This window comes from uncultured Winogradskyella sp. (assembly GCF_947501905.1).
Lineage (GTDB): Bacteria > Bacteroidota > Bacteroidia > Flavobacteriales > Flavobacteriaceae > Winogradskyella.
Genome location: NZ_CANMXL010000001.1, coordinates 498,545 through 522,115, shown reverse-complemented (window position 1 = coordinate 522,115; position 23,571 = coordinate 498,545). Strand labels below are relative to the sequence as shown.

The 23,571-nt window shown below is 32.4% G+C and carries 23 protein-coding genes; 13 read left to right on the top strand and 10 right to left on the bottom strand.

The window, feature by feature from the left end:
• Positions 1-5 precede the first annotated feature (5 nt).
• The 4 genes from Q0770_RS02460 (at position 6) to Q0770_RS02445 (ending at position 4,678) form a co-directional block, all read left to right on the top strand.
• Entirely contained in the window at positions 6-1,016 is a 1,011-nt protein-coding gene (locus Q0770_RS02460) for a type IX secretion system membrane protein PorP/SprF (protein WP_299113646.1), read from the top strand.
• 256 nt (positions 1,017-1,272) lie between these two features.
• The gene (locus Q0770_RS02455) at positions 1,273-3,405 is read left to right on the top strand and encodes a histidine kinase (RefSeq protein ID WP_299113644.1); all 2,133 of its coding nucleotides are present in this window, start codon (positions 1,273-1,275) and stop codon (positions 3,403-3,405) included.
• A gap of 7 nt (positions 3,406-3,412) precedes the next feature.
• Entirely contained in the window at positions 3,413-4,147 is a 735-nt protein-coding gene (locus Q0770_RS02450) for a LytTR family DNA-binding domain-containing protein (RefSeq protein ID WP_299113642.1), read from the top strand.
• A 15-nt stretch (positions 4,148-4,162) separates the two neighbouring features.
• Positions 4,163-4,678, top strand: coding sequence for a gamma carbonic anhydrase family protein (locus tag Q0770_RS02445; protein WP_299113640.1), 516 nt, complete (start codon positions 4,163-4,165; stop codon positions 4,676-4,678).
• Here the strand turns inward: Q0770_RS02445 and murI are convergent.
• From murI to Q0770_RS02405, 8 genes are all read right to left on the bottom strand, one after another.
• Positions 4,675-5,454: a glutamate racemase gene (gene murI, locus Q0770_RS02440; RefSeq protein ID WP_299113638.1), complete on the bottom strand. Its 780-nt coding sequence runs from the start codon at positions 5,452-5,454 to the stop codon at positions 4,675-4,677. The two genes, Q0770_RS02445 and murI, sit on opposite strands and share 4 nt — an antisense overlap.
• Positions 5,455-5,521: 67 nt before the next feature.
• Entirely contained in the window at positions 5,522-6,022 is a 501-nt protein-coding gene (locus Q0770_RS02435) for an OmpH family outer membrane protein (protein ID WP_299113636.1), read from the bottom strand.
• Positions 6,023-6,062: 40 nt separating this feature from the next.
• Entirely contained in the window at positions 6,063-7,160 is a 1,098-nt protein-coding gene (locus Q0770_RS02430; RefSeq protein ID WP_299113633.1) for an OmpH family outer membrane protein, read from the bottom strand.
• A gap of 151 nt (positions 7,161-7,311) precedes the next feature.
• Entirely contained in the window at positions 7,312-9,885 is a 2,574-nt protein-coding gene (locus Q0770_RS02425) for an outer membrane protein assembly factor (RefSeq protein ID WP_299113631.1), read from the bottom strand.
• Complete coding sequence (locus Q0770_RS02420) at positions 9,857-10,597, bottom strand: isoprenyl transferase (RefSeq protein WP_299114067.1); 741 nt, start codon at positions 10,595-10,597, stop codon at positions 9,857-9,859. Before Q0770_RS02420 ends, Q0770_RS02425 begins: the two co-directional genes overlap by 29 nt.
• Before the next feature lies 1 nt (position 10,598).
• The gene (locus Q0770_RS02415; protein ID WP_299113629.1) at positions 10,599-11,288 is read right to left on the bottom strand and encodes a DUF6089 family protein; all 690 of its coding nucleotides are present in this window, start codon (positions 11,286-11,288) and stop codon (positions 10,599-10,601) included.
• Positions 11,289-11,386: 98 nt separating this feature from the next.
• The gene (locus Q0770_RS02410) at positions 11,387-12,265 is read right to left on the bottom strand and encodes an NAD kinase (protein ID WP_299113627.1); all 879 of its coding nucleotides are present in this window, start codon (positions 12,263-12,265) and stop codon (positions 11,387-11,389) included.
• A 3-nt stretch (positions 12,266-12,268) separates the two neighbouring features.
• Positions 12,269-12,925, bottom strand: a complete 657-nt coding sequence (locus Q0770_RS02405) for a CBS domain-containing protein (protein WP_299113625.1) — start codon at positions 12,923-12,925, stop codon at positions 12,269-12,271.
• A gap of 91 nt (positions 12,926-13,016) precedes the next feature.
• On the opposite strand from Q0770_RS02405, the gene Q0770_RS02400 reads away from it, so the two are divergent.
• The 8 genes from Q0770_RS02400 to clpX all read left to right on the top strand — a co-directional run bounded on the left by Q0770_RS02400 (position 13,017) and on the right by clpX (position 20,275).
• Entirely contained in the window at positions 13,017-13,730 is a 714-nt protein-coding gene (locus Q0770_RS02400; protein WP_299113623.1) for a pyridoxine 5'-phosphate synthase, read from the top strand.
• A complete protein-coding gene (locus Q0770_RS02395; RefSeq protein WP_299113621.1) occupies positions 13,727-14,494 on the top strand; it encodes an alpha/beta fold hydrolase in 768 nt (255 codons plus the stop codon). The genes Q0770_RS02400 and Q0770_RS02395 overlap by 4 nt, the downstream gene beginning before the upstream one ends.
• 13 nt (positions 14,495-14,507) lie before the next feature.
• Complete coding sequence (locus Q0770_RS02390; protein WP_299113619.1) at positions 14,508-15,368, top strand: class I SAM-dependent methyltransferase; 861 nt, start codon at positions 14,508-14,510, stop codon at positions 15,366-15,368.
• Positions 15,369-15,394: 26 nt separating this feature from the next.
• Positions 15,395-16,459, top strand: coding sequence for a toxin-antitoxin system YwqK family antitoxin (locus tag Q0770_RS02385; protein ID WP_299113617.1), 1,065 nt, complete (start codon positions 15,395-15,397; stop codon positions 16,457-16,459).
• A 17-nt stretch (positions 16,460-16,476) separates the two neighbouring features.
• Positions 16,477-16,827: a phage holin family protein gene (locus tag Q0770_RS02380; RefSeq protein WP_299113615.1), complete on the top strand. Its 351-nt coding sequence runs from the start codon at positions 16,477-16,479 to the stop codon at positions 16,825-16,827.
• Positions 16,828-16,903: 76 nt separating this feature from the next.
• Complete coding sequence (gene tig, locus Q0770_RS02375; protein ID WP_299113613.1) at positions 16,904-18,226, top strand: trigger factor; 1,323 nt, start codon at positions 16,904-16,906, stop codon at positions 18,224-18,226.
• An 88-nt stretch (positions 18,227-18,314) separates the two neighbouring features.
• Positions 18,315-18,989, top strand: a complete 675-nt coding sequence (gene clpP, locus Q0770_RS02370) for an ATP-dependent Clp endopeptidase proteolytic subunit ClpP (RefSeq protein WP_188373511.1) — start codon at positions 18,315-18,317, stop codon at positions 18,987-18,989.
• A 53-nt stretch (positions 18,990-19,042) separates the two neighbouring features.
• Positions 19,043-20,275 carry an ATP-dependent Clp protease ATP-binding subunit ClpX gene (gene clpX, locus Q0770_RS02365; RefSeq protein ID WP_299113610.1) on the top strand — a complete coding sequence of 411 codons (1,233 nt, stop codon included), beginning with the start codon at positions 19,043-19,045 and terminating at the stop codon, positions 20,273-20,275.
• 200 nt (positions 20,276-20,475) lie between these two features.
• Here clpX and Q0770_RS02360 read toward each other — a convergent pair whose 3' ends face one another.
• Entirely contained in the window at positions 20,476-21,990 is a 1,515-nt protein-coding gene (locus Q0770_RS02360) for a GH3 auxin-responsive promoter family protein (protein WP_299113608.1), read from the bottom strand.
• 102 nt (positions 21,991-22,092) lie between these two features.
• Here Q0770_RS02360 and Q0770_RS02355 point away from each other — a divergent pair, with 102 nt between their 5' ends.
• Positions 22,093-22,884: a DUF2797 domain-containing protein gene (locus Q0770_RS02355; protein ID WP_299113606.1), complete on the top strand. Its 792-nt coding sequence runs from the start codon at positions 22,093-22,095 to the stop codon at positions 22,882-22,884.
• On the opposite strand, the gene Q0770_RS02350 is transcribed toward Q0770_RS02355, so the two are convergent.
• The gene (locus tag Q0770_RS02350) at positions 22,881-23,510 is read right to left on the bottom strand and encodes a LysE family transporter (RefSeq protein WP_299113604.1); all 630 of its coding nucleotides are present in this window, start codon (positions 23,508-23,510) and stop codon (positions 22,881-22,883) included. The two genes, Q0770_RS02355 and Q0770_RS02350, sit on opposite strands and share 4 nt — an antisense overlap.
• Between the last annotated feature and the right edge of the window lie 61 nt (positions 23,511-23,571).

The window sequence follows — 23,571 nt, the reverse complement described above, 5'->3', positions numbered from 1 at the left end:
TACATATGAGATTAAAAAATATTTATTTAGTTGCCTTAATAGGAATGATGTCATTTTTCAGTTATTCTCAAGAAGGGATACCTATATATTCGGATTATTTAACGGATAACTATTATTTACTTCACCCATCTATGGCAGGTGTTGCTAATTGTGCCAAGGTAAGGCTAACTGCCAGACAGCAATGGTTTGGTGTAGATGATGCACCTAGTTTGCAAACTTTGAGTGCACATAGCAGATTGGGTGATGGTCCTTCTGCAATTGGTGCAATTGTATATAATGATGAAAACGGATTTCATTCTAATACTGGTGCCTATGTAACTTATGCGCATCACTTATTATTATCTCGTAATGAAGTAGACTTAAATATGATTTCTTTTGGTTTAAGTGCTGGATTTATTCAGTATAAGTTAGATGAAACTAGTTTTTTAGCACCAGGAGAATTTGACCAACTTATTGCGGGTATTGAGCAAAGTGCAACAAACTTTAATATCGATGTTGGGATGTCTTACCATTTCTTAGATTTTTATGCGCATGTTACAGCAAAAAACATCTTAAATAACGAAGGTATAAATTTTAATGAGCAAGGCTTTTCATTTAATAATTTAAGGACATATTTGCTTTCTGCGGGTAATGTATTTCAAAAGTATGGTAGTGATTGGAGTTTTGAACCATCATTAATGTACATGTACAGAGATGCAACAGAAGAGTCTTCAATTGATGTTAATATCAAAGCCTATAGAGAAGTCGATTTTGGTAAAGTTTGGGGAGGGTTGTCTTACAGACGTAGTTTAGATGGTGCACAATTTTTGGAAGGTAATTCTGTGAGTAGCCAAAAACTTCAATATTTTACACCTTTTATAGGTGTTGATTATAACCAATTTACATTTGCTTACACGTATTCATACCAAGCAAATACGATTAATTTCAATACAGGAGGTTTCCATCAAATAACATTGGGCTACAACTTTAATTGTAGACGTGAAAAATACGATTGTAATTGCCCTGCAATTAACTAATACAAAAACGCCTTGATAAAATATCGAGGCGTTTTTGTTTACTGTTTTTCTTTTTTCAGAATAAAGACAAAATGCTTGAAATTATAAGGAGAATGAGTGAAAACCTCTTTTGAGTTAGTAAAGTAGCAGTTTCATTCATTATAGCAAGCGAATCTACAAAGAGTTCATTTTTTATAATCAATTAAACTCACTAAGTTTATTGAAAATTAATACTTAACTGGTGTACTCTAATATTAAAATTTCAGTATTATTCTTCTTGCTAAACCTAGTTGTGGTTTTTGGATATGCCCAAAATGAACCAATAGCACAGGAGGATGAATATTTTACAGTAAGAGGTTCTGTGCGAGAAAAATACTCTTACGAACCTATTCCAAAAGCAGCTATTCAGGTAAATGGCGGAACATATATTACAACTGGATACGATGGGAATTTTAAGATTAAAGTTAAAGTTGGCGATCAAGTAATTATAAGTCATGAGGATTTTCAAACGGTTTACCATACGATTAAAAGCAATGACCGTCTTTTAATTGAAGTGTATCCACAAGACCCAAAGCCAACTCAAAAAGAACTACGCAAAAAAACAATTCAAGCCTTTAATCAATTAATAGACTCGGCAGATACTTATCTAAAAAATGATGCGGAACGAAGCATACAATTTATTGCCGATGCTTTAGATAAGAGCGTGTCTCAACCTCAAAATGCAGAAGCATATCAAACCTTGGGCGATTTATATATGTATTGGGGACAATACGATTTGTCTGTTACTAACTATAAAATTGCTTTACAGAATCAAGATAAAAGTGAAACCAAAATCAAGTTAGCAAAAGCTTATACAGCAAATAAAAATTACAAAAAAGGAATAGATACATATAAGAGTATAAAAGAGAATGAGTTAACCAACTATCAAAAAACAGAGTTATATGAAGGTTTGGGAGATGTCTATTTAAAAACAAAAGAGATTACTAAGGCTATTGATTCTTACGAAAAGAGTTTAGATTTTGCGACTACTTATGCTATTGGTCCTAAGATTACAGATTTAAACTCCAAAATTGCTCAAGCGTACAATGCTGCTGGTAATACTCAAAAAGCAAAAACCTTATTTAATAGTTCCTTAAATCTTGCTGAACAAGAAAGTAAAAAGCGTTCTGTTGAAGAAAAGGTTACTGTAGCTGAGTTTAATAATGAAAATAGGAATTATGATGATGAAATTTCCTTGAGGAAAGAAGTGGTAGAAGATGTAAAAACTATTGAAGCAGATTCTATAATCTCTAATAATAGCCCAATAACACCTCAAAAACAAAACTATAAAATTGGTAATGCATTAATACTACAAAAAAAGTATGATGAAGCTATTCCGTATTTGGATGAAAGTATTGTCGAAGCTGATAAAAGAGGTGATTTAGAAGTAAAGAAAGATGCGCAAAGGCGTAAAGTTGATGTGTTTGAACGGTTGGGGGAATATGATAAAGCCAAAATAGAATTTGAAGCATTTATGGCATCTGTTGATAAACTATACTTAAAAAAACAACAAGAGATATCTCAATCTGCTCGAGTATCACGTAACCTTATAGAAAACCAACTAAGGATTAAAAGTTTAGAGAATGATCGAGAGTTGAGTAGAAGTCGGTATGAACTAACAACAGAAAGAAATAGGACACAAAGTATTATTATTTATTCTCTAATCAGTGGACTTACATTGTTGCTTATAGCTGCATACTTTACCTACAAGTATATCAAGGGACAACGACTGGCAAATAATATGTTAGCTCTTAAATCACTAAGAAGTCAAATGAATCCTCATTTTATTTTTAATGCGCTAAATTCTGTAAATAGTTTTATAGCTGTAAATGATGAGCGGACAGCAAATAAGTATCTGTCTGACTTTTCGTTTTTAATGCGTGCTGTTTTAGAAAATAGCGAAGAAGATTTTATTCCACTCAAAAAAGAAATAGAATTACTCGAATTATATACCAAGCTAGAACACTTTAGATTTAAAGATAAGTTTGATTATACCATAGATATAAATGATTCAATAGATGTAGATGATTTTGAAATCCCACCAATGTTATTACAGCCTTATATAGAAAATGCAGTATGGCATGGACTACGCTATAAGAAAGAAAGAGGAATGCTTAAAATTGAAATCAAACCAATATCCAAAGATGAAATTTCAATATCTATAATAGATGATGGAGTGGGTCGTGAACGCTCAAAAATCTTAAAAACAGATAATCAAAAGAAGCATAATTCTAAAGGATTGAGTAATATTAAAAAGCGAATTCAGATACTCAATGATATGTATAAAGATAAAGTTGATGTATCCATTGAAGATTATCAGAATACGAAAGATACTGGAACTAGAGTAGAGGTAACCTTAAAAAAAGATTGATTGTACTATGAAGTTAAATGCTATTATTGTCGAGGACGAAAAAACAAGTAGAGATATCTTAAAGAATTATTTAGCAAAGTATTGCCCAAATATTTCGGTTTTAGGTGAAGCTGAAAATGTAGATGAAGCTCTTGTGTTAATTAGAAATAATAATTTAGATGTAGTCTTCTTAGATGTAGAAATGCCATATGGCAATGCATTTGACTTATTAGATAAGGTTGGCGACATCGATTTTCAAACCATATTTGTTACAGCATATAACCATTATGCTATAGATGCGCTAAATGCACATGCCTCCTACTATTTAATGAAACCTATCTCTATTGATGAGCTGATTAAGGCTGTTGATTATGTTACTGAAATCCGCTCAAAAGAAGATGCTTTACAAGATCAAGTTTTAGTGCCTAAAACTAATAGCGTTGATGGAAAGATTACCATACCACAGCAAAATGGTTTTGAGGTTTTAGAAACCAATAACATTCTGTATTGCAAAGCCGACGATAATTACACAGAAATCTTTTTAAAGGATAACAAAAAAAAGTTGGTAAGTAAAACTTTAAAATATATAGAGGAAGCATTGTCTGCTGCAAATTTTGCTAGAGTACATAAAAGTTATTTGGTTAACGTAGACGAAATTGTAAAATACCTTAAAGGAAAAGGTGGAAGTATTGTGTTAAGCAACGGCAAAGAAATTATGGTTTCTGCTTCAAAAAAATCTGATTTATTATCGTACTTCAAATAAATTAATCTTTCAGACATGCCAATAATCAAACCAGTAAACGGTAAACATCCACAAATTTCAGAAGATTGCTTTATTGCAGAAAATGCCACTATAGTTGGCGAAGTCACTATTGGTAAACAATGCAGTATATGGTTTAATGCAGTATTACGTGGAGATGTTCATTTTATAAAAATCGGTAATAAGGTTAATGTACAAGACGGTGCAGTTATCCATGCTACATATCAAAAATCACCGACTACAATTGGAAACAATGTATCTATTGGACACAATGCTATAGTGCATGGTTGTACTATAAAAGACAATGTCCTTATTGGCATGGGAAGTATAGTTATGGACGATTGCGTTATAGAAAGTAATAGTATAATTGCAGCAGGAGCTGTTGTTACAAAAAATACCATTATAGAATCAGGAAGTGTTTATGCAGGCATGCCCGCAAAAAAAATAAAAGAGATTAGTCCAGAATTAGTTTCTGGTGAAATAAATAGAATTGCCAATAATTATGTTAAGTACTCTAGTTGGTTTAAGGATTAAAAATCTAGGTATTCAACATTAAATTTCCTTTCTAATATCTCATTTAAAATAGAAGTAGTAGTATTCGTGTAAAATTCTATATTAGGTTTAATAACTGAAGTATTTAGAATAGAATTTTGTTCTAAAACGGATTTTGTTTGTTGTGCTACAGCAAAACCAGAATCTATGATTTTAATATGCTTAGGTAATATTTTAGAGAGAATAGGTGTAAGATATGGGTAATGAGTGCACCCTAATACCAGATAATCAATATTAGCCTCTAACATGGGTTTGGTATACTTATCTAAAAGCATTTGCATTTCATTAGAGTACAATTTTCCTTCTTCCATAAGTGTTACGATGCCTTCTCCTTCTTTCTCAATAATTGTAACGCCATTAGCATACAAATCTGTTGTTTTATGGAATAGAGTACTGCCTAATGTACCTTTTGTAGCTAAGATGCCAATAGATTTGGTTTTTGTATTTAAAGACGCGGGTTTTATAGCTGGTTCAATACCAATAAACGGAATACTATACGTATTTCTTAAATGGTCAATCGCATTGGTTGTAGCTGTATTACATGCTACGACTATAATTTTACAACCTTTACTAATGAGTAGTTCAGTATTCTTTATACTTAATTCTTGTATTCGCTCTTTGGATTTATTACCATAGGGTGCATTGGCGCTATCGGCTAGATAGATTATATTTTCATTAGGCATTAGCGTATGTATTTCTTTAAAAATAGATGTGCCACCGATTCCAGAATCAAATATGCCGATAGGATTTGTACTCATAATTACAAAAATAAAAAGCCGCTTTTAAAAAGCGGCTTTATTATATTTTTTTTGATGGAATTAAAGCTTATATACCTAATTCTTTTTTTACTTCAGGAGTTATATCCTTACCTGTAGCTACAACCAACGTAGATAAGTCTAATACATAATCGTAGCCTAAAGCAGCAGCAACTTTTTTCACAGCAGCCTGAGCTTTCTCTCTGATAGGCTTAATTTTTGCCGCTTCTTTATCCATGATATCTTTCTGAGCAGTTTGTTGGAAAACAGCAAGACTTTGTTGCATACCATCAAGCTCTACTTTACGCTTTTTGTTTTCATCATCTGTTTGAGATGGACCCTCAGCAGTATATTGTTTTGCTTTATCATCAATCTCTTTAAAGGCAGCTTGAATCTCAGTTTCATATGTCTTAGTTAGTTGCTCGATTTCGCCTTGTGCAGCCTTATATTCTGGCATTGAGGTAATAATTTCACCAAGATTAATATGTGCAATTTTACTTTGGGCATTGCTCAAACTTGTACCTCCTACAAAAAGTATAATTGCTAATAATAGAGTTTTTAATCGTTTCATTTTATTTTAATATTTACGTGTTTTTAGTTATTCTAACTTTTTAATTATTGTCTTTTTCCTTGGCTTTAGCCTTACGGATAGAGTCATTTTTTCTCAACTGCTCTAATCGTTCTTCTCTGGCTTTTTTACGTTGTTCTAGTATTTTCTTTTTACGCTCTTCTAAAACTTTCTTTCTAGCTTCTCGGTCTGCAATTGCTTTTTTACGCTTTGCATCTTGTATTTCTTTAGGTGTCATAGCTTTTGTAGAGTCAGTTTTTACACTGCTCTTGGCTTTTTCACTAAGGTTAGCAGTTTTGCTAGCTGAAGTATCAGTAGTTTTAGTTGCTTCCTCTTTTTCAGATTTTGCATTTCCATTATTTCTTGCGTCTAAAGCTTTCTGTCTTCTTGCTTCTGCTTCTTTTTTCTTAGCCTCTCGCGCATCTTTTTGTTTTTGTCTACGCTCTTCTAAAGCTTTTTCACGATCCAAACGTTTTTGTTCTAGTTCTGCTTTGCGTTGAGCTTTTCGCTCTTCTAAAGCTTTTGCACGTTCATCTTTTGTGCTATTTACTTCAGGAATAGCGGCTTCTTTTTCTAAAGCTCTTTTCTCTTTTTTGGTTTTAGCCTGTTCTCGTGCAGATGCTCGAGTAATTATTTTTAAAACCTGCTCACTTATATCAAAACGTTCCGCAGAATATAACATCAAGAAATCTGCATTTTTATCAAAAACAAAATCATATTTTTTGTTTTCAGCTATTTCTTTTACTGCTGCATATATTTGATCTTGTACAGGTTGAATTAACTGTGTACGTTGTATAATCATATCTCCACCTGGACCAAAACGCTTTTGCTGATAATCTAAAATTTCTGCTTCTTCAAATGAAATATCTTCTAAACGCTCTTCATAAAGTTCCTTAGTAAGTAATACTTTTTCATTTTCTAAAGACTTTTTCTTTGTTTCAATGTCTGCCAGTTTTTTCTCAATCTCTGACTTCCATTTAGTAAGTTTTGTTTCTAATTGTGCTGATGCTGATTGGTAATCTGGAACATTTTCAAGAATATATTCTGTATCAATGTAGCCAATTCTGACACCACGCTGTGCATGACTGCTAAAGCTCATTAGACCAACTATTGCCAATATGTAAAGAACTTTAAATTTCATAGGTGTATGTTTTAATTATTTGATTCTAGCTTAATGAACATTCTTACTTTGAAGAAATGCTTGTTATACTCCAAATAAACGAAATATATTCTTAAAAATTTTAACACCACTATGAAATGTTATTAAGCTATTAGAAAATATCGTGCCAAAGTTAAAATTGCTGACCAATTATAAAGTGAGTCTCCCAACCGCCTACTCTTGTTTGCCCTGGTAAAGGATCAAATGGCTTACCAAAGTCTATACCTAATAATCCAAAGGCAGGCATAAATATTCTAACACCTAAACCAGCAGATCTTTGAAGGTTAAAAGGATTAAAATCTCTAAAACTATTTACGGAAGCTCCACCTTCAACGAAAGTTAATGCGTATATTTTTGCACCTTGACCTAATGTAATTGGGTAGCGTAACTCTAATGAGAATTTGTTATAGATAGACCCACCATCTTGTGATGATAGAGATTGGTTAGGATAACCTCTAAGTTGAATTACTTCTCGACCATCTAAAGCAAAGTTTCCAAGACCATCACCTCCTAGGAAGAAACGCTCAAAAGGAATAACACCTCTATCGTTATTGTATGCGCCTAAGAAACCAAACTCAACACTTGGTCTTAAAACTAATTTTTTGGCAACTTCAGCATACCAATCAGCCTTAAATTTTACTTTGTAGAATTCAAGCCATTTAAAACGTTCTTGGTCAATTTCGGCGATTCTATCAGAATCCGCAATGGGATCAAGTCCATCTCTTTCTTGTTTTAAGGCTTTGTAATCTACACCATTAAATAAAGAATAAGGGATTGAAAGTTTAGCTGAAGCTGAAAAATTTGAACCTCCTGTAGGGTAAATAGGGTCGTTGTATGTGTTGTTTCTTGTTAAGCCAATTGTATATGATAGGTTATTTGATGACCCATTACCAAATGTAAATAAACCCGTATTATAATTTTGTAAGTCGTAATGTTGATAGCTTAATGCCTGAGAAAACAAGAAATAATCGTCTGGTTCTTTTAATCTTGTTGAGATACCAAATGTAATCCCTGTAATATTAAATCTTCTACTTCTATCGGCGCGTCTAGTTACGGGGTCAAACAAGAATTGTCTTGAGTGAGAAATAGATGTAGATAATTGAAATGGCTTTTTACCACCTAACCATGGCTCACTAAAAGAAAAGCTATAAGTTTGAAAAAATTGACTTGCTTGTAATCTTAAGGCTAAACTCTGTCCATCACCTCGTGGAACAGGTTTGTATGCCTCACCATTTAATATATTTCTCAAAGAGAAATTATTAAAAGATAAACCTAAGGTGCCAATGAATCCACCGCCACCATAGCCACCTTGTAATTCTATCTGACTAGAGCCTTGCTCTTCAACTGTATATTCTATATCTAGGGTTCCATCAACTGGATTAGGGTTTTTAATATCAGGGACAATAGCCTGAGCATTAAAAAATCCAAGTTGACCAAGTTCACGAATGGTTCTAATAATGTTTGCTCTACTGTAAAGCTCGCCTGGGCGTGTTCTTATTTCTCTGTAAATAACATGATCGTTAGTGATATCATTTCCTTTAACTGATACACTATTAAAATAAGCAGGCTTACCTTCAGTTATTCTGATTTCTAAGTCAATTACATTCCCATCGGCACTAACCTCAACAGGATTAATTGTTGAAAACATATAGCCTGTATTTTGGTAGATGTTTGTAATATCTATACCATCAGGTTTTTCTTCGTTTGCAATTCGCTTTTTAAGTTCAACACCATTATAAGTATCCCCTTCTTCTATACGTAATATTTGAGACAAAAACTCATCAGTATATACTGTATTACCTACAAAATCTATTTTACCAAATGTGTATTTCTCCCCTTCTTCAACATCTATTAATAAGCTAATGCTTTTATCATCATTATAGATAATAGAATCCTTGATTACTCGGGCGTCTCTATAACCATTTTCTTTGTATTTATCGACAAGACTGACTAAGTCCTCTTTATAGTCTTCTTCAACATACTTAGAACGTTTTAAAAAACGAATTGGGTTTTTTTGTTTTGTGTTTTTCATGGCTTTTCTGAGCTTCTTATCAGATAGCTTATCGTTGCCATTAAATTTTATAGATTTGATTTTTACTTTGTTACCTTTGTCTATGTTAATAAGCATGTTTACTCTCTTTTTTTCAATAGAGTCGTTCTTAACATCAGATGTTATAACATTAACTTTAGTGTTTAAAAATCCTTTTTTCTTATACTTGTTTGTAAGATAATTTTTGGTAGTAGTAACAAGGTTTTCGGTAACTTTAACTCGTTGTTTTAAATTATTTTCTTCTAGAATTTCGTCTACTTTGCCTTTTTTTACACCTTGAACTTTAGTCTCATTTAGTTCTGGTAAGTCGGAAAGATTAATCTCTATATCAACTTTATTATCTTCAGTGATATTTATAAAATAGATATCAATTGTGCTGAATAGATTAGAGCCCCATAACTTCTTTACTGCTTCACCTATTTTATCTCCTCCAAATGATACTTCCTGTCCTTTTTTGAGTCTAGAGTAAGTAATAATTGTGCTAGCATTAAATGCGGTGTTACCAGTAACAATGATATCGTTAATTGTGTATTTTTTACCATCTTGCCCAAAAGAACTTTGAGGGATTAGTAAAAGAAGTAATAATGTAAAAGCGTAAAGTTTCTTCAAGGCTTTTAAGGTTATGCTTTTATGTAAGCTGTTCGCTTGTCTTTCCAAATCGTCGTTCTCTATTTTGATAGTCTTTAATGGCTTCTATAAGATTTTCTTTTTTAAAATCTGGCCATAAAACATTTGTAAAATATAATTCTGCATATGCAATTTGCCATAATAAAAAATTGCTAATTCGTTGTTCACCACTAGTGCGAATTAGCAAATCTACGTCTGGTAAATTTTGCGTGTAAAGATGCTTATTAATAATTGATTCGTCAATACTTTCGGGCGAAATTATATTATTTTTAACTTTAAATGATAATTCTTTAACAACATTAACAAGTTCTTCACGAGAACCGTAGCTTAAAGCTAAAGTTAATGTCATATGTGTATTATTTTTTGTCTTTTCTTTAACAAATTCTAATTCATCAAATGCTTTTTTTGGTAAATCTTTTAAGCATCCAATAGCAGTTAACTTAATTCCATTGTCATGAAGTGTTTTAATCTCTTTTTTTAGAGATTTTACCAAAAGTTTCATTAAGGTTTGCACTTCTAATTTTGGTCTGTTCCAGTTTTCTGTAGAAAATGCATAAAGTGTTAAGTGCTTTATACCAATTTCTGCACAGGCTTCCACAGTCTCTCTTACGGCTTTTGTGCCGCTTTCATGTCCAAGCACTCTAACTAAACCTTTTTGTTTTGCCCAACGACCATTGCCATCCATTATAATAGCTATATGGTTTGGTAACTTAGACGTGTCTATTTGGTCTTTTAGATTCATTTTAAAAGTCGCAATAACAAGGTTTTTGCCCAAAGGTGTAAGTTAAGGTAATTCCTGAAAAAACATACCAGTCATTACTATTGGTGTTTCCAAAGCTAAATTGTTCTCTAAAATCTGCGTCAGGAACACTGCCATCTAATTCATCTGAAAAAGTAAAACGGGCACCAATTTCTGCAGCCAAAATAAAGTGAGGACTTATTACTTGTTTATATCCAAAAACCATTGGGATTCCATATGCCCAACTAGAGGTGTTTTCTTGAGTTAGAGTACCATTATTATCAAAGAAAAAATTCTCATGATTAGCAGCTGTTATACCTGTGTATAAATAGGGTGTGCCTTTTGGGGTTAATTCATGTAGGTTCCAATCAAAGAAAGTAAATTCGAGACCTAAAGACGCTTCTAAAATACCACTTCTAAAGCCATAACCTCTTTGGATGCGTCTTGGATCATCGGATTTTCGGTCATCGACTTCTAAATTTGAATATATTAATGAGGCTCTAAAGGCATGTCTTGGACTTCTGTTCCATTTTACAATACCACCAATGGCTAATTGATTCGGGGATATATAGTTGGTTGCGCCAACATCTCCTATGAAATTACTTCCACCCGCAAATACACCAAACTCATAAATTTGAGCATTAGTGATTTGGCTGCCAAATACACCTAATAAAAATAGCAGTAGATACCTCATAAATTTTTAAAAGTTTGCAAATATAACAATTAAGATTACTCTATAACAATTTGATACAAATTGTCTTACAGAAAACAGTATTTACGGGTATTTATTGTTTAATTCCTTCGATCTTCTCCCCAAAGCATTTTTTTTCTTAGAGTATCAATAAAACTTTCATCTAAAAGTTCAACCATTTTAATATGAAATGGTGCTTTCTTAATTTTTACTGTAGCCGTATTTGGGAGTGTGATTATTCTTGAATCTAATGATAGTAAAAATTGATCTTCTCTACCATTGACTTTTAGCTTAACAGAGGTCTGGTCTGGTATTACCAAAGGTCTTGCATTTAGGTTGTGTGGAGCTATTGGTGTTAAAACAAAGCTTTGTGCACTAGGTGAAATTACAGGTCCGCCACAACTTAAAGAATAACCTGTAGAACCTGTGGGCGTAGATAATATGAGACCGTCAGCCCAATATGATGTTAAATATTCATCATCTAAATGGGTTTCTACTGTAATCATAGAAGTGGTGTTTTTTCTGCTGATTGTCACTTCGTTCAATGCAAAATTAGTCTCTTTAACCAAACTATTTTCTGGGGAAATATCAACACTCAATAAAGAGCGTTCAGATATTTTATAATTCTTTTCAAAAATATTAGACATTGCATTTTCAATCTCGTTAGTTTGGACAGTAGCTAAAAAACCTAACCTACCAGTATTAATACCAACAATTGGGATGTCTAAATCTCTGACATAAGTAATAGCTCTTAAAATAGTACCATCACCACCGATGCTAATTAATAAATCATATGAATTATCAAGCTCAGTAAATATGCCAAAAGACCAATCATTATGAAATACTTCTTTTTGAATTTTTAGAAATTGAGATTCAATAAAAACATCAACTACATAATTTTTTAATGAATTGACAAGAACCTCAAAAGCTTTTTGATTGTTGTCGTTTTGATAATTTTGACCGTAGATGGCAACTTTCATAACTTAAATGTTTAAGTACTTATCCAAATATTTTGAGCGATCTTTTAAACTTTTAATATAGATGTCATCTTCATGTCCAGCAATAATATTATAACTATAACGCCTAAACGTTTGTGTAACATCATTTAGGCTAGTGTTGCCAACTTTTAGAGTAATCTGAGCAACATCATTTTCAATTTTAGAAATAAAAGCACCAAGTAATTTGGCGTCATTAGACTCTACAATCTGGCTTATTTCACTAAAAGAATAGTCCTGTATTCCTTTTTCAACAATTAATATACCGCCAGGTTCTGAGAAAAATGGAGTTTCATTAAAGAGATGAATAATATCATTGAGCTCATAATAGCCCAAATATTTATTTTCCGAGCTTAAAACCGGCATAATATTACTGTTGTTTTGAGCAAAAGCCTCAAGGACATCTAACCAATTAGTAGTAGTTCGGACAAAAAAGCCTTCAGCAGTGTAACTGCAATCAGAGATTATTTTTTTTGATTCAAAGCAATGCGCATCAGTTTCTGGAATACAACCTATATAAATACCATCCTTTTCAATAGGTATGTGAGAATACGTTAATTGATTAAAAAGTAGCTGTATATCGCCAATTGTGTCATTGACATTCAGAGGTTTTATATCGTTTATAATGTAATTCTGTAACTGCATAAATCGTTTCTCTAAGGTTCTGCAAATTAATTAAAAATAACCATAAAAAGCGTGTTCTACTTTGTATTTTTGTCTCTTAAATTCGATAGAAATGACAAAGCTTAGTGTTAATATTAATAAAATTGCTACGCTCAGAAATAGTAGAGGAGGTGATGTGCCAAATGTGGTTCAGTTTGCAAAGGATGTTCAACGTTTTGGTGCAGAAGGTGTCACTATCCATCCGCGTCCTGATGAGCGACATATCCGTTATCAAGATGCTCATGATTTAAAATCTATTGTACATACAGAGTATAATATTGAAGGAAACCCTATTCCTAAGTTCATAGATTTGGTATTAGAGACGAAGCCTACTCAAGTGACATTAGTGCCAGATGGTATTGATGCAATTACATCAAATGCTGGTTGGGATACCATAAAACACAAAGACTTTTTAGTTGAAGTTATTTCTGAATTTAAAAGAAATAATATAAGGACATCCATTTTTGTCGACCCAGACCTTAAACAAATTGAAGGTGCTAAAACAACCGAAACTGATAGGATAGAGTTATATACTGAAGCTTATGCGCATCAATACGGATTAGGTAATAACGATGCTATAAAACCTTACGCAGAATGTGCTCGCCTCGCTAATAAATTAGGCTTAGGTGTCAATGCAGGTCATGATTTATCTCTAGATAATATTAAGTTTTTTAAAGAAAATATCGAAGGTCTTTTGGAAGTGTCCATAGGTCATGCTTTAATTTCTGAGAGTCTTTATCTAGGTGTTGAGAATGTTATACAAATGTATTTGCACCGTTTATCATGATTTTACACGGAAATACTTTTGGTAGTGGAAAACCCTTTATAATTCTTCATGGGTTTTTAGGAATGGGCGACAACTGGAAAACCCTTTCTCGTCAATTTTCAGAACTTGATTACGAAATGCATCTTGTTGACCAACGTAATCATGGGCGTAGTTTTCATTCAGAAGAGTTTGATTACGAACTAATGGTCGAAGATTTAAAGGCTTATTGTGATGCTCATCATCTTAAAGATATTATCCTCTTAGGACATTCTATGGGCGGAAAAACAGCGATGAGTTTTGCAACAAAATATCCTGAGTATGTCAATAGGTTAATTGTTGCAGATATATCACCACGTTATTATCCTATCCATCACGATGCTATTTTAGAAGGACTCACAAGTCTAGATTTTTCAATAATTAAAACACGTGGAGAGGCGGATAAAGCTTTAGCAAACTATGTTACCGAGATAGGAACACGTATGTTTTTATTGAAAAACCTGTATTGGGTAGAAAAAGGTAAATTAGGATTGCGAATTAACCTACCAGTTTTAAAAGAAAACGTATCTGAAGTTGGTGAAGCATTGCCAATACATGCTACATTTTCTAAACCAACTATTTTTTTGCGAGGCGATAAGTCAGAATATATAGGTGAATTGGATGAAGTTTTAATTCATCGTCATTTTACAGATGCTAAGATTGAGACCATTAGTAATGCTGGCCATTGGTTGCATGCAGAAAATCCCAAAGCGTTTTATGATGCTGTAGTTCAATTTATAAAAATGTAAATTGCTAACCGATATGGGTAAACCTCAGTTTTTAAGAGATTTTTGGTATGGATTGTCTTCACGTCAACGTTTTTGGATTCGTCGTGTGTATTACTTTCCTGTAGATTTTATAGATAAATTATCAGGGAAAACCAATAAATATGTGCCATCTAGAGGTCAGATTTATACAGGCTCACCTGCCAATGCAAATCAATACATTAAACAAGGAGTGCTTCATTTAGAGCATTTAAAAAGACATATAGATTTACAACCTAATGATAGTGTTCTGGATATTGGTAGTGGTGTTGGTCGTTCTGCAATAGCACTTTCTACATATTTAAATAGCAAAGGTTCTTATGATGGTTTTGATGTTGTAAAGCAAGGTGTCGATTGGTGTAATAAAGGCTTAGGTAAAGATTTTTTGAACTTTAATTTTAAGTATGTACCTATATTTAATGATTTGTACAATACTTCAGAATTGAAAGCTACGGAATTTGAGTTTCCTTATAAAGAGGCATCATTTTCAAAAGTATTTTCGGTATCCTTGTTTACACACATGCAGATAGATGAAATTCAGCATTACTTTCATGAAATATATCGAGTTTTAAAATCTGATGGACAATGTTTTTCAACTTTCTTTTTTTATGATGAAACTGATGAAGTACAGATTTCTACTCAAAAAGATTTTAATTTTCCGTACAAAAAAGAAGATTACAGGTTAATGAATGAAACCGTGAAATCTGGTAATATTGCTATTCATAAAACTAAGATTATACAAATGCTAGAACAAGCTAATCTAGAACTTGTAGAAATTATTGATGGTTTTTGGAAAGGGCAAAATGCTGATAATAGTAAAACCGAATACCAAGATATTATGGTGTTTAAAAAAACGTAAATTTATAATTCGATACATTGATTTTTATGAAAAACCTATTGCTTATTCTATTACTTATTTCAATTACTGTTTCTGCTCAAGATAAACCAGATGGGCCTGCAAAGTTATATTATCGTTCAGGGGAATTAAAAACTGAAGGCGTATATAAGAATCAAAAACGAGTTGGAGAATGGAAGAGATATTATAAGAGTGGTCAAATTTCTAATATATCAAGTTATACAAATGGAAAGAAAGAAATTCCCGAAGCTTCTTTTTTTGAAAGTGGGATAGTTAAAAGAAAAGTAGAAAAAGAAGGTGAAGGATATATTGTTTTTGGTTATTACGAAACAGGAGAATTGTTTTACAAAAACCAGTATAAGAGTGGTTATTATAAAGAGTATAGAGAAAATGGTTCTTTAAAAATTGAATCGAATTACATAGATTTCCAATTAAGCGGGAAATGGAAATTCTATGATGAAGATGAAAATTTAGAATGGAGTGTTAGCTATGAAAATGGTTACAGAAATGGTATATATAAACAGTTTTACAAAAATAAGAACCTGAGATTAGAAGGTGTTATTTTAAGAGATAAAAAAAATGGTGAAGAAAAACGATATGATGAATTAGGGAACTTGCAATGGGTTGGTAGTTATAAAGGTGATGCTTTTTCTAAAACATGGGTAAAATATGATTCTTCAGGCAAAAAGGTTGAGAAAGTTAATACGAAAAAGAAAACTTTACCTTTTAAAGTAACTGCGGTGCCAGATGGAGTTCTAGAAAAAGTGCCAGTTTTTACTGGTTGTGAGAATGTGTATGGAAATAAAGCTCTGAAAAAATGCATGAATGAAAACTTAGCAAAGTTTATTCTTGATAATTTTGATAAAAATGAAGCGAAGAATATTGGCTTATTAGGGAAACAAAAGATTTTAGTGGCTTTTAAAATTGATAAACTTGGGTATGTAAGTCTTTCTTCTGTTAAGGCACCTCATCATAGATTGAGAATTGAAACTCAAAGAGTTTTTGAAACATTACCAAGAATAACACCAGGATATCAAAGGGGCAAGCCTGTTATTGTGCCATATGCTCTGCCGATAGTTTTCTATGTACAATAAAGTATTAGTATAATATTATGAATTTAATTTTACGTTTACTTATCAATGCTCTCTTCGTTTTTGTTTTGGCATATTTTTTAAATGGAGTAAGTGTAGACGGTTATGTCGGAGCAATCATCGTTGCTATTGTAATTTCAATTTTAAACCTTTTAGTGAAACCAGTTTTAATCATCTTAACTTTACCAATAACTATAATTACATTAGGATTATTTCTTCTAATAATTAATGCTTTAATTATACTCTTGGCTGATAAGCTCATTGATGGTTTTTCTGTAAACGGTATATGGACTGCTGTACTTTTTAGTATTCTTTTATCTGTGCTTCAATCTATATTACATTCACTATTAAAAGAGGAGAAAAAGAACTAAAAATCAATAGCTTGAAACTATTGCTGTGTTGCAAAAAAATGTGTATTTTTGCACCCCAATTTTAGATTGTATTACAATGAATATTACAAGAGAAGACATCGATGCGTTAAACGCAGTTGTAAAAGTAGATATCGCTAAAGCTGATTACAGTGATAAAGTAGAGAAAATCTTATCAGATTATCGTAAAACAGCAAACATTCCTGGTTTTAGAAAAGGTCATGTGCCAATGGGTATGGTTAAAAAACAATACGGACAAGCTGTTTTGGTAGATGAGGTTAATAAATTATTACAAGATGCTATTGGTAAGTATTTAGTAGAAGAAAAACTAGATGTTTTAGGTAATCCTTTACCAAAAGCGCAAGATGATTTAGATTGGAATTCTGATGACTTTTCTTTTGAGTTCGAGCTAGGTTTAGCGCCAAAGTTTGATGTTAAGCTTAAAGGTAAAAAAGCAATTACACATTATAGTATTGTTGCTGATGATAAGATGATTGAGAATCAAGTTAAGCATATCCAAAAACAATACGGTAAAATAATTTCTCAGACTGAAGCAACTGAAGCTTCAGAAATTACAGGAAAGTTTACTAACGAAGATGCTGGTATCGATAATGTAGCAACAATTACTTTAGATAAATTAAAAGGAAAAACAAATCCTAAGAAATTTATTGGGGCTAAAGCCGGTGATGTTATTACTGTAAAAACGAAGAATCTTTTTAATGACGCACATGATTTAATGACGTTCTTAAAAGTGTCTCATGATGATGCTCATGACTTAAATGTAGAAGTTGCCTTTGAGGTTTCTGAAATCAACGAGAGAGAATTAGCAGATTTAGATCAAGAGTTATTCGATAAGTTATTTGGGAAAGGTACTGTTACTTCTGTAACTGAATTAAAAGCAAAAATCAAAGAAGATTCTGAAAAGCAATTTTCACAGCAAGGTGACCAGAAACTATTAAATGATGTTACTGAGTATTTAGTAGATAACACAAAGTTTGATTTACCAGCAGAGTTTTTACAGAAATGGATGCAAACTGCAGGTGAAGAAGAAATGACTGAAGAGCAAGCAAAAGAAGAATACGAGAAGTCTGAAAAAAGTATGCGCTATCAGTTAATTGAAGGAAAATTAATTACAGACCATAAGCTCCAAGTTCAGTTTGAAGATTTAAAAGCATATGCTATGGAAATGATTAAAGGTCAAATGGCACAGTTTGGTCAGATGAATCCTTCAGAAAAAGAATTAGAAGATATCGCAGCACGAATTTTATCTAACCAGGATGAAGTTAAGCGTTTGTCTGAGCAATTAATGAGTCAAAAGCTTTTAGAATTATACAAAACCGAAGCTAATCTTAAAACAAAAGAGATTACTTATGATGATTTTGTAAAAGAATTTTACAGTTAATCATTTAGCAATATAAATTGTATCTTTAAGGCGTAAAATCAATAGATTTTGCGCCTTATTAATTTTAACGACAAACAGAATTTAGAATATGGATTTCGGAAAAGAATTTGAAAAATTTGCAACCAAAGATCAAGGAATAAACAGTAATTATTATAGTAAGATTATAGAGAGTATGTACCCTACTAATTTGACGCCAAATATTATAGAGGAGCGTCAGATGAACATTGCTATTTTTGACGTGTTCTCACGTTTAATGATGGATCGTATTATATTTTTAGGTACAGGCGTTAATGATCAAGTGGCTAATATTATTCAAGCGCAATTACTATTCTTACAGAGTGTAGATGCTTCTAAAGATGTTCAAATCTATATCAATTCTCCTGGAGGTTCTGTGTATGCAGGTTTAGGTATTTACGATACTATGCAGTTTATAAAGCCAGATGTTGCAACAATTTGTACAGGTATTGCTGCATCTATGGCAGCTGTATTATTATGTGCTGGTCATGACGGTAAGCGTTCAGCATTAAAACACTCAAGAGTTATGATTCATCAACCAATGAGTGGTACTCAAGGTCAAGTATCTGATATGGAGATTGCAGTGCGTGAAACTTTAAAAGTGAAAAAAGAATTATATGATATTATTTCTAACCATTCAGGCAAAACTTACGAGCAAGTTGAAAAAGATTCTGACCGTGATTATTGGATGACATCATCAGAAGCTTTGGAGTATGGTATGATTGATGAAGTTTTAGGAAGAAAGTAAAAAAGACTAATAACGACTAAAAATTTCTAAACTAAATTTAGAAATACAAGATTATGGCAAAGGAAGAATTAGAATGTTCGTTTTGTGGTAGGAAAAAGCCAGAGACCAATTTGCTTATTGCTGGATTAGATGCTCACATTTGTGATCGTTGTATCACACAAGCAAACGGTATAGTAATCGAGGAGTCTAAGCAAGGGACAAACGCTGAGCTTAGTGCAGAATTAATGCTGAAAAAGCCAAAAGAAATAAAAGCTTTTTTAGATGAGTATATTATCGGACAAGAATACACCAAGCGTGTAATGTCCGTTGCTGTTTATAACCACTATAAACGATTGTTACAGCCGCCAACTGATGATGATATCGAAATCCAAAAGAGTAATATTATTATGGTTGGGCAAACCGGTACAGGTAAAACCCTTATGGCAAAAACTGTAGCTAGGATGCTTAATGTGCCTTTGGCAATTGTTGATGCTACGGTATTAACTGAGGCTGGTTATGTTGGTGAAGATGTCGAAAGTATTTTAACACGTTTATTACAAGCTGCAGATTATAATTTAGAGAAAGCCGAGCGAGGCATTGTTTTTATAGATGAGATAGATAAGATTGCTCGTAAGAGTGATAACCCATCAATAACTAGAGATGTTTCTGGTGAAGGTGTTCAGCAAGCATTATTAAAATTGTTAGAAGGAACAGTTGTTAACGTTCCGCCAAAAGGAGGTCGTAAACACCCAGATCAAAAATTTATTGAGGTCAACACTGAACATATTTTGTTTATTGCTGGAGGAGCTTTTGATGGTATTGAACGTGTTATTACTAAGCGCTTAAATATGCAAGCTATTGGTTACAGCTCTATAAATTCTGATGATAATGTAGATAATGATAATATACTCCAATATATCATTCCAAAAGACTTAAAGGACTTTGGGCTAATACCTGAAATTATAGGCCGCTTACCAGTATTGACCCACATGGACCCATTAGATGCCAAAACGTTAAGGGCAATTTTAACCGAGCCTAAGAATGCCATAGTAAAGCAGTATAAAAAATTGTTTAAAATGGATGAGGTTGAATTAAGTATTACTGATGGAGCACTAGAATTTATTGTAGGGAAAGCCATTGAATATAAGTTAGGTGCTCGTGGATTGCGTTCGCTTTGCGAAGAAATACTTACTGATGCTATGTTTAATCTCCCAGGTTCTGACGAAACCAAGCTTAATGTTACAAAAACTTATGCTGAAGAGAAACTTACAAAATCAACCTTAAAGAAATTAAAGGCGGTGTCATAAGTTTTTTTGTAATTATAAAAACTAAAAACCCATGATAACTCATGGGTTTTTTATTGTTGGATTAATTAACTTATAATATAAGCGGTTCGTTAATTTGATTTAAATGTACATGTAATATTTACCTACACAAATCATTTTAGATAAGCAACACAATTATTCGGTATAGATTTTTAGAATGTAAATTTTAACGATTAAGCGCATTAAGAATTTAACGAAAGTAACTCATCAATATAATCTCTAGTGTTAGATAATCTTGGGACCTTATGTTGGCCACCTAATTTATCATTTTGTTTTAACCAATCATAAAATAAGTTATGACGTGCTTGATGTATAGTGGGTTTATTTAGCGTCATATTATTATAACGTTTGGCTTCGTAATCAGAGTTTAAAGCCTTAAGGGCATTGTCAAAAAGTTCAGAGAAATAATTAAAATTTTCTGGAGGTGTTTTAAATTCTATCAACCATTCATGGGCACCTTTTTCTTTACCTTTCATAAAGATAGGTGCAGCAGTGTAATCAACAATTTCAGCACCAGTGCGTTTACATACTTTTTTAAGAGCATCTTCTGCATTTTCGATAATAAGCTCTTCTCCAAAAGCATTAATATGATGTTTGGTGCGTCCAGAGACTTTAATTCTGTAAGGATTTAAGCTTACAAATCTTACCGTATCACCAATTTTATAACGCCAAAGCCCAGCATTAGTGGTAATGATTACGGCATAGTTGGTATTAAGCTTAACTTCGCTCAATGGAATTACTTTCTGCTCTTTTGTGCCATAGGCATCCATTGGAATAAATTCATAAAAAATACCATAGTCAAGCATCAAAAGTAAATCACCTGAATAGTTTTGATCCTGAATAGCAAAAAAGCCTTCAGAAGCATTATAAATCTCATAATATTTAAATGATTTCTTAGGAAGAATAGATCGGTATTGCTCTATGTAAGGATTGAAACTCACACCGCCATGAAAGTAAACTTCTAAGTTTGGCCAGATATCAAAAAGGCTATCTTTCCCTGTTTCTTCTAAAACATTGTTTAGTAGTACTAGCATCCAAGATGGCACACCTGCTAAGCTTGTAACGTTTTCATTTATGGTTTCATCAACAATAGCTTGCATTTTAGTTTCCCATTCACTCATCAACGATACTTTGCTACTTGGAGTACTGCTAAATTCTGCCCAAAAAGGCATATTATCAATTAATATTGCTGATAAATCTCCGAAAACAGTTCCGTTTTCTTTGTAAAGTTCTTTGCTTCCTCCAAGTCTTAAGCTCTTTCCTGTGAACAACTGAGATTCAGGATTATTGTTTAGGTACATGCATAGCAAATCTTTGCCAGCCGCATAATGGCATTCTTCTAAAGAAGCAGTGCTTACTGGAATAAATTTACTTTTTGCATTAGTTGTGCCACTAGATTTTGCAAACCATTTTATAGTGCCAGGCCAAAAAATATTTTGTTCGCCAAGACGTGAGCGTTCTATCTGTGGCTGGATAACCTCGTAGTTTACGACAGGTAAACGCTGATTAAAATCTTCATAAGATTTAATCGAAGCAAAATCATACGTTTTACCAATCTCTGTATCTTTAGCTGTTTTTAGCAGGCCAAAAAGCAATTCGTTTTGTACATCGTGCGGGTATTTTAAAAACAATTCAATCTGATGGAATCGCTTTTTTAAAAACCATGAAGCAATAGAATTTACAATAGGAATTGGCATGGATTAGTTATCTTTATGCACTAAGGCAACTTGATTGTTTAGTTGGTTATTCTTAAACTTTTTTATATAAAGTTTAGATTTTAAAAATAGTGAATTTTTATTATGGTTTACACAGGTGTACTTACTAAAATGCAGACGGAGTTTCAAGATCCGATTCAATATTATTTAGTTTTTAAAAACGATTTTATTCATGTAAATCAGCTACTTAATAAGTCAATTACGATGACTTATGTTGGAGATGAATGCCTTAATTGTGGATTAAGTAGAGAAATATATCGTCAAGGTTTTTGTAAAAGCTGCTTTTTTGATACGCCAAATGCTGGAGATTGGATTATGCGTCCAGAATTAAGTACAGCACATTTAGGAAAAGAAGACAGAGATTTAGAATACGAAAAGAAAGTGCAATTGCAACCACATATTGTATATCTGGCGAACTCTAGTAATGTTAAAGTAGGAGTAACGCGTAAAGCGCAAGTGCCTACGCGTTGGATAGACCAAGGCGCACATGAAGCTATTGAAATTGTTGAGGTGCCAAATAGATATTTAGCTGGGATAACCGAAGTTGCTCTTAAGGATTTTGTATCCGATAAAACCAATTGGCGTAAAATGCTAAAGAATGAGATTGAAGATGAGAATTTAAAAGAGTGGCGCCAAAGATTAAAATCGCATATTCCTACTGAAGCAAAAGATTATTTTATTGAGCATAACGAAGAGACTCATCTTCATTTTCCTGTGAATCAATATCCTGAGAAACCCAAAAGTTTGAATCTAAAAAAAGAAGGCGCTTATTCAGGAAAATTAGTAGGTATAAAAGGGCAGTATTTCATTTTTGAAGATAACACTGTTTTTAATATAAGGGCTAATGAAGGTTTGGTAGTTGAGATTGGTATCTAAATAAAATACAACTTCACAAACTGTAATACGCCTACGGTGAACAATAAAGAACCGGTAACTTTATTGATGAGTAAATTTACATTCTTAAATTTTCGTTCCATAAAAACACTAAACTTTCCATATATGTATAGTGTAAAAACTTTACCTATGTAAACTCCTAGAAAAAAGAGTATGAGCACAATTGCTGAAGATTTTACTGAAAGCATAGCAACATTACTGTTTATAATTCCATACACTAATAACCAATATACTAAAACAGGAGGATTCAATAGCCCTAAGAAAAAACCTGTTGCATATTTAGATTTTAAAAAAGAGTTACTGGTTTTAGATACTTTTTTTGAATTACTTTTTTTGAAGAAAAGTAAGCCTCCGATGCCTAATAAAACTATTGCTATTAAAACTTGAAGCCATTGATTACTCATAAAAAAATCTTTAACTAACATATTATAGTTTAAAGCATAATAAGACAGTATAACTTCTGCTATTCCTGCGGTTATAGCAATTTTCATTGCTAATCTCAAGTTTTGTTTTATAGTTGTATTTATAACTACAATATTAGAAGCACCTAATGGTAAGGCGCCAATTATAGATGTAATAATTCCTAATAAGAGGTATAAAAGTATCATAGCAACTTTGTAGCTATCACTTTTTAAACCTTACAGTTTGGACATAAAAAAAGCGACCAAT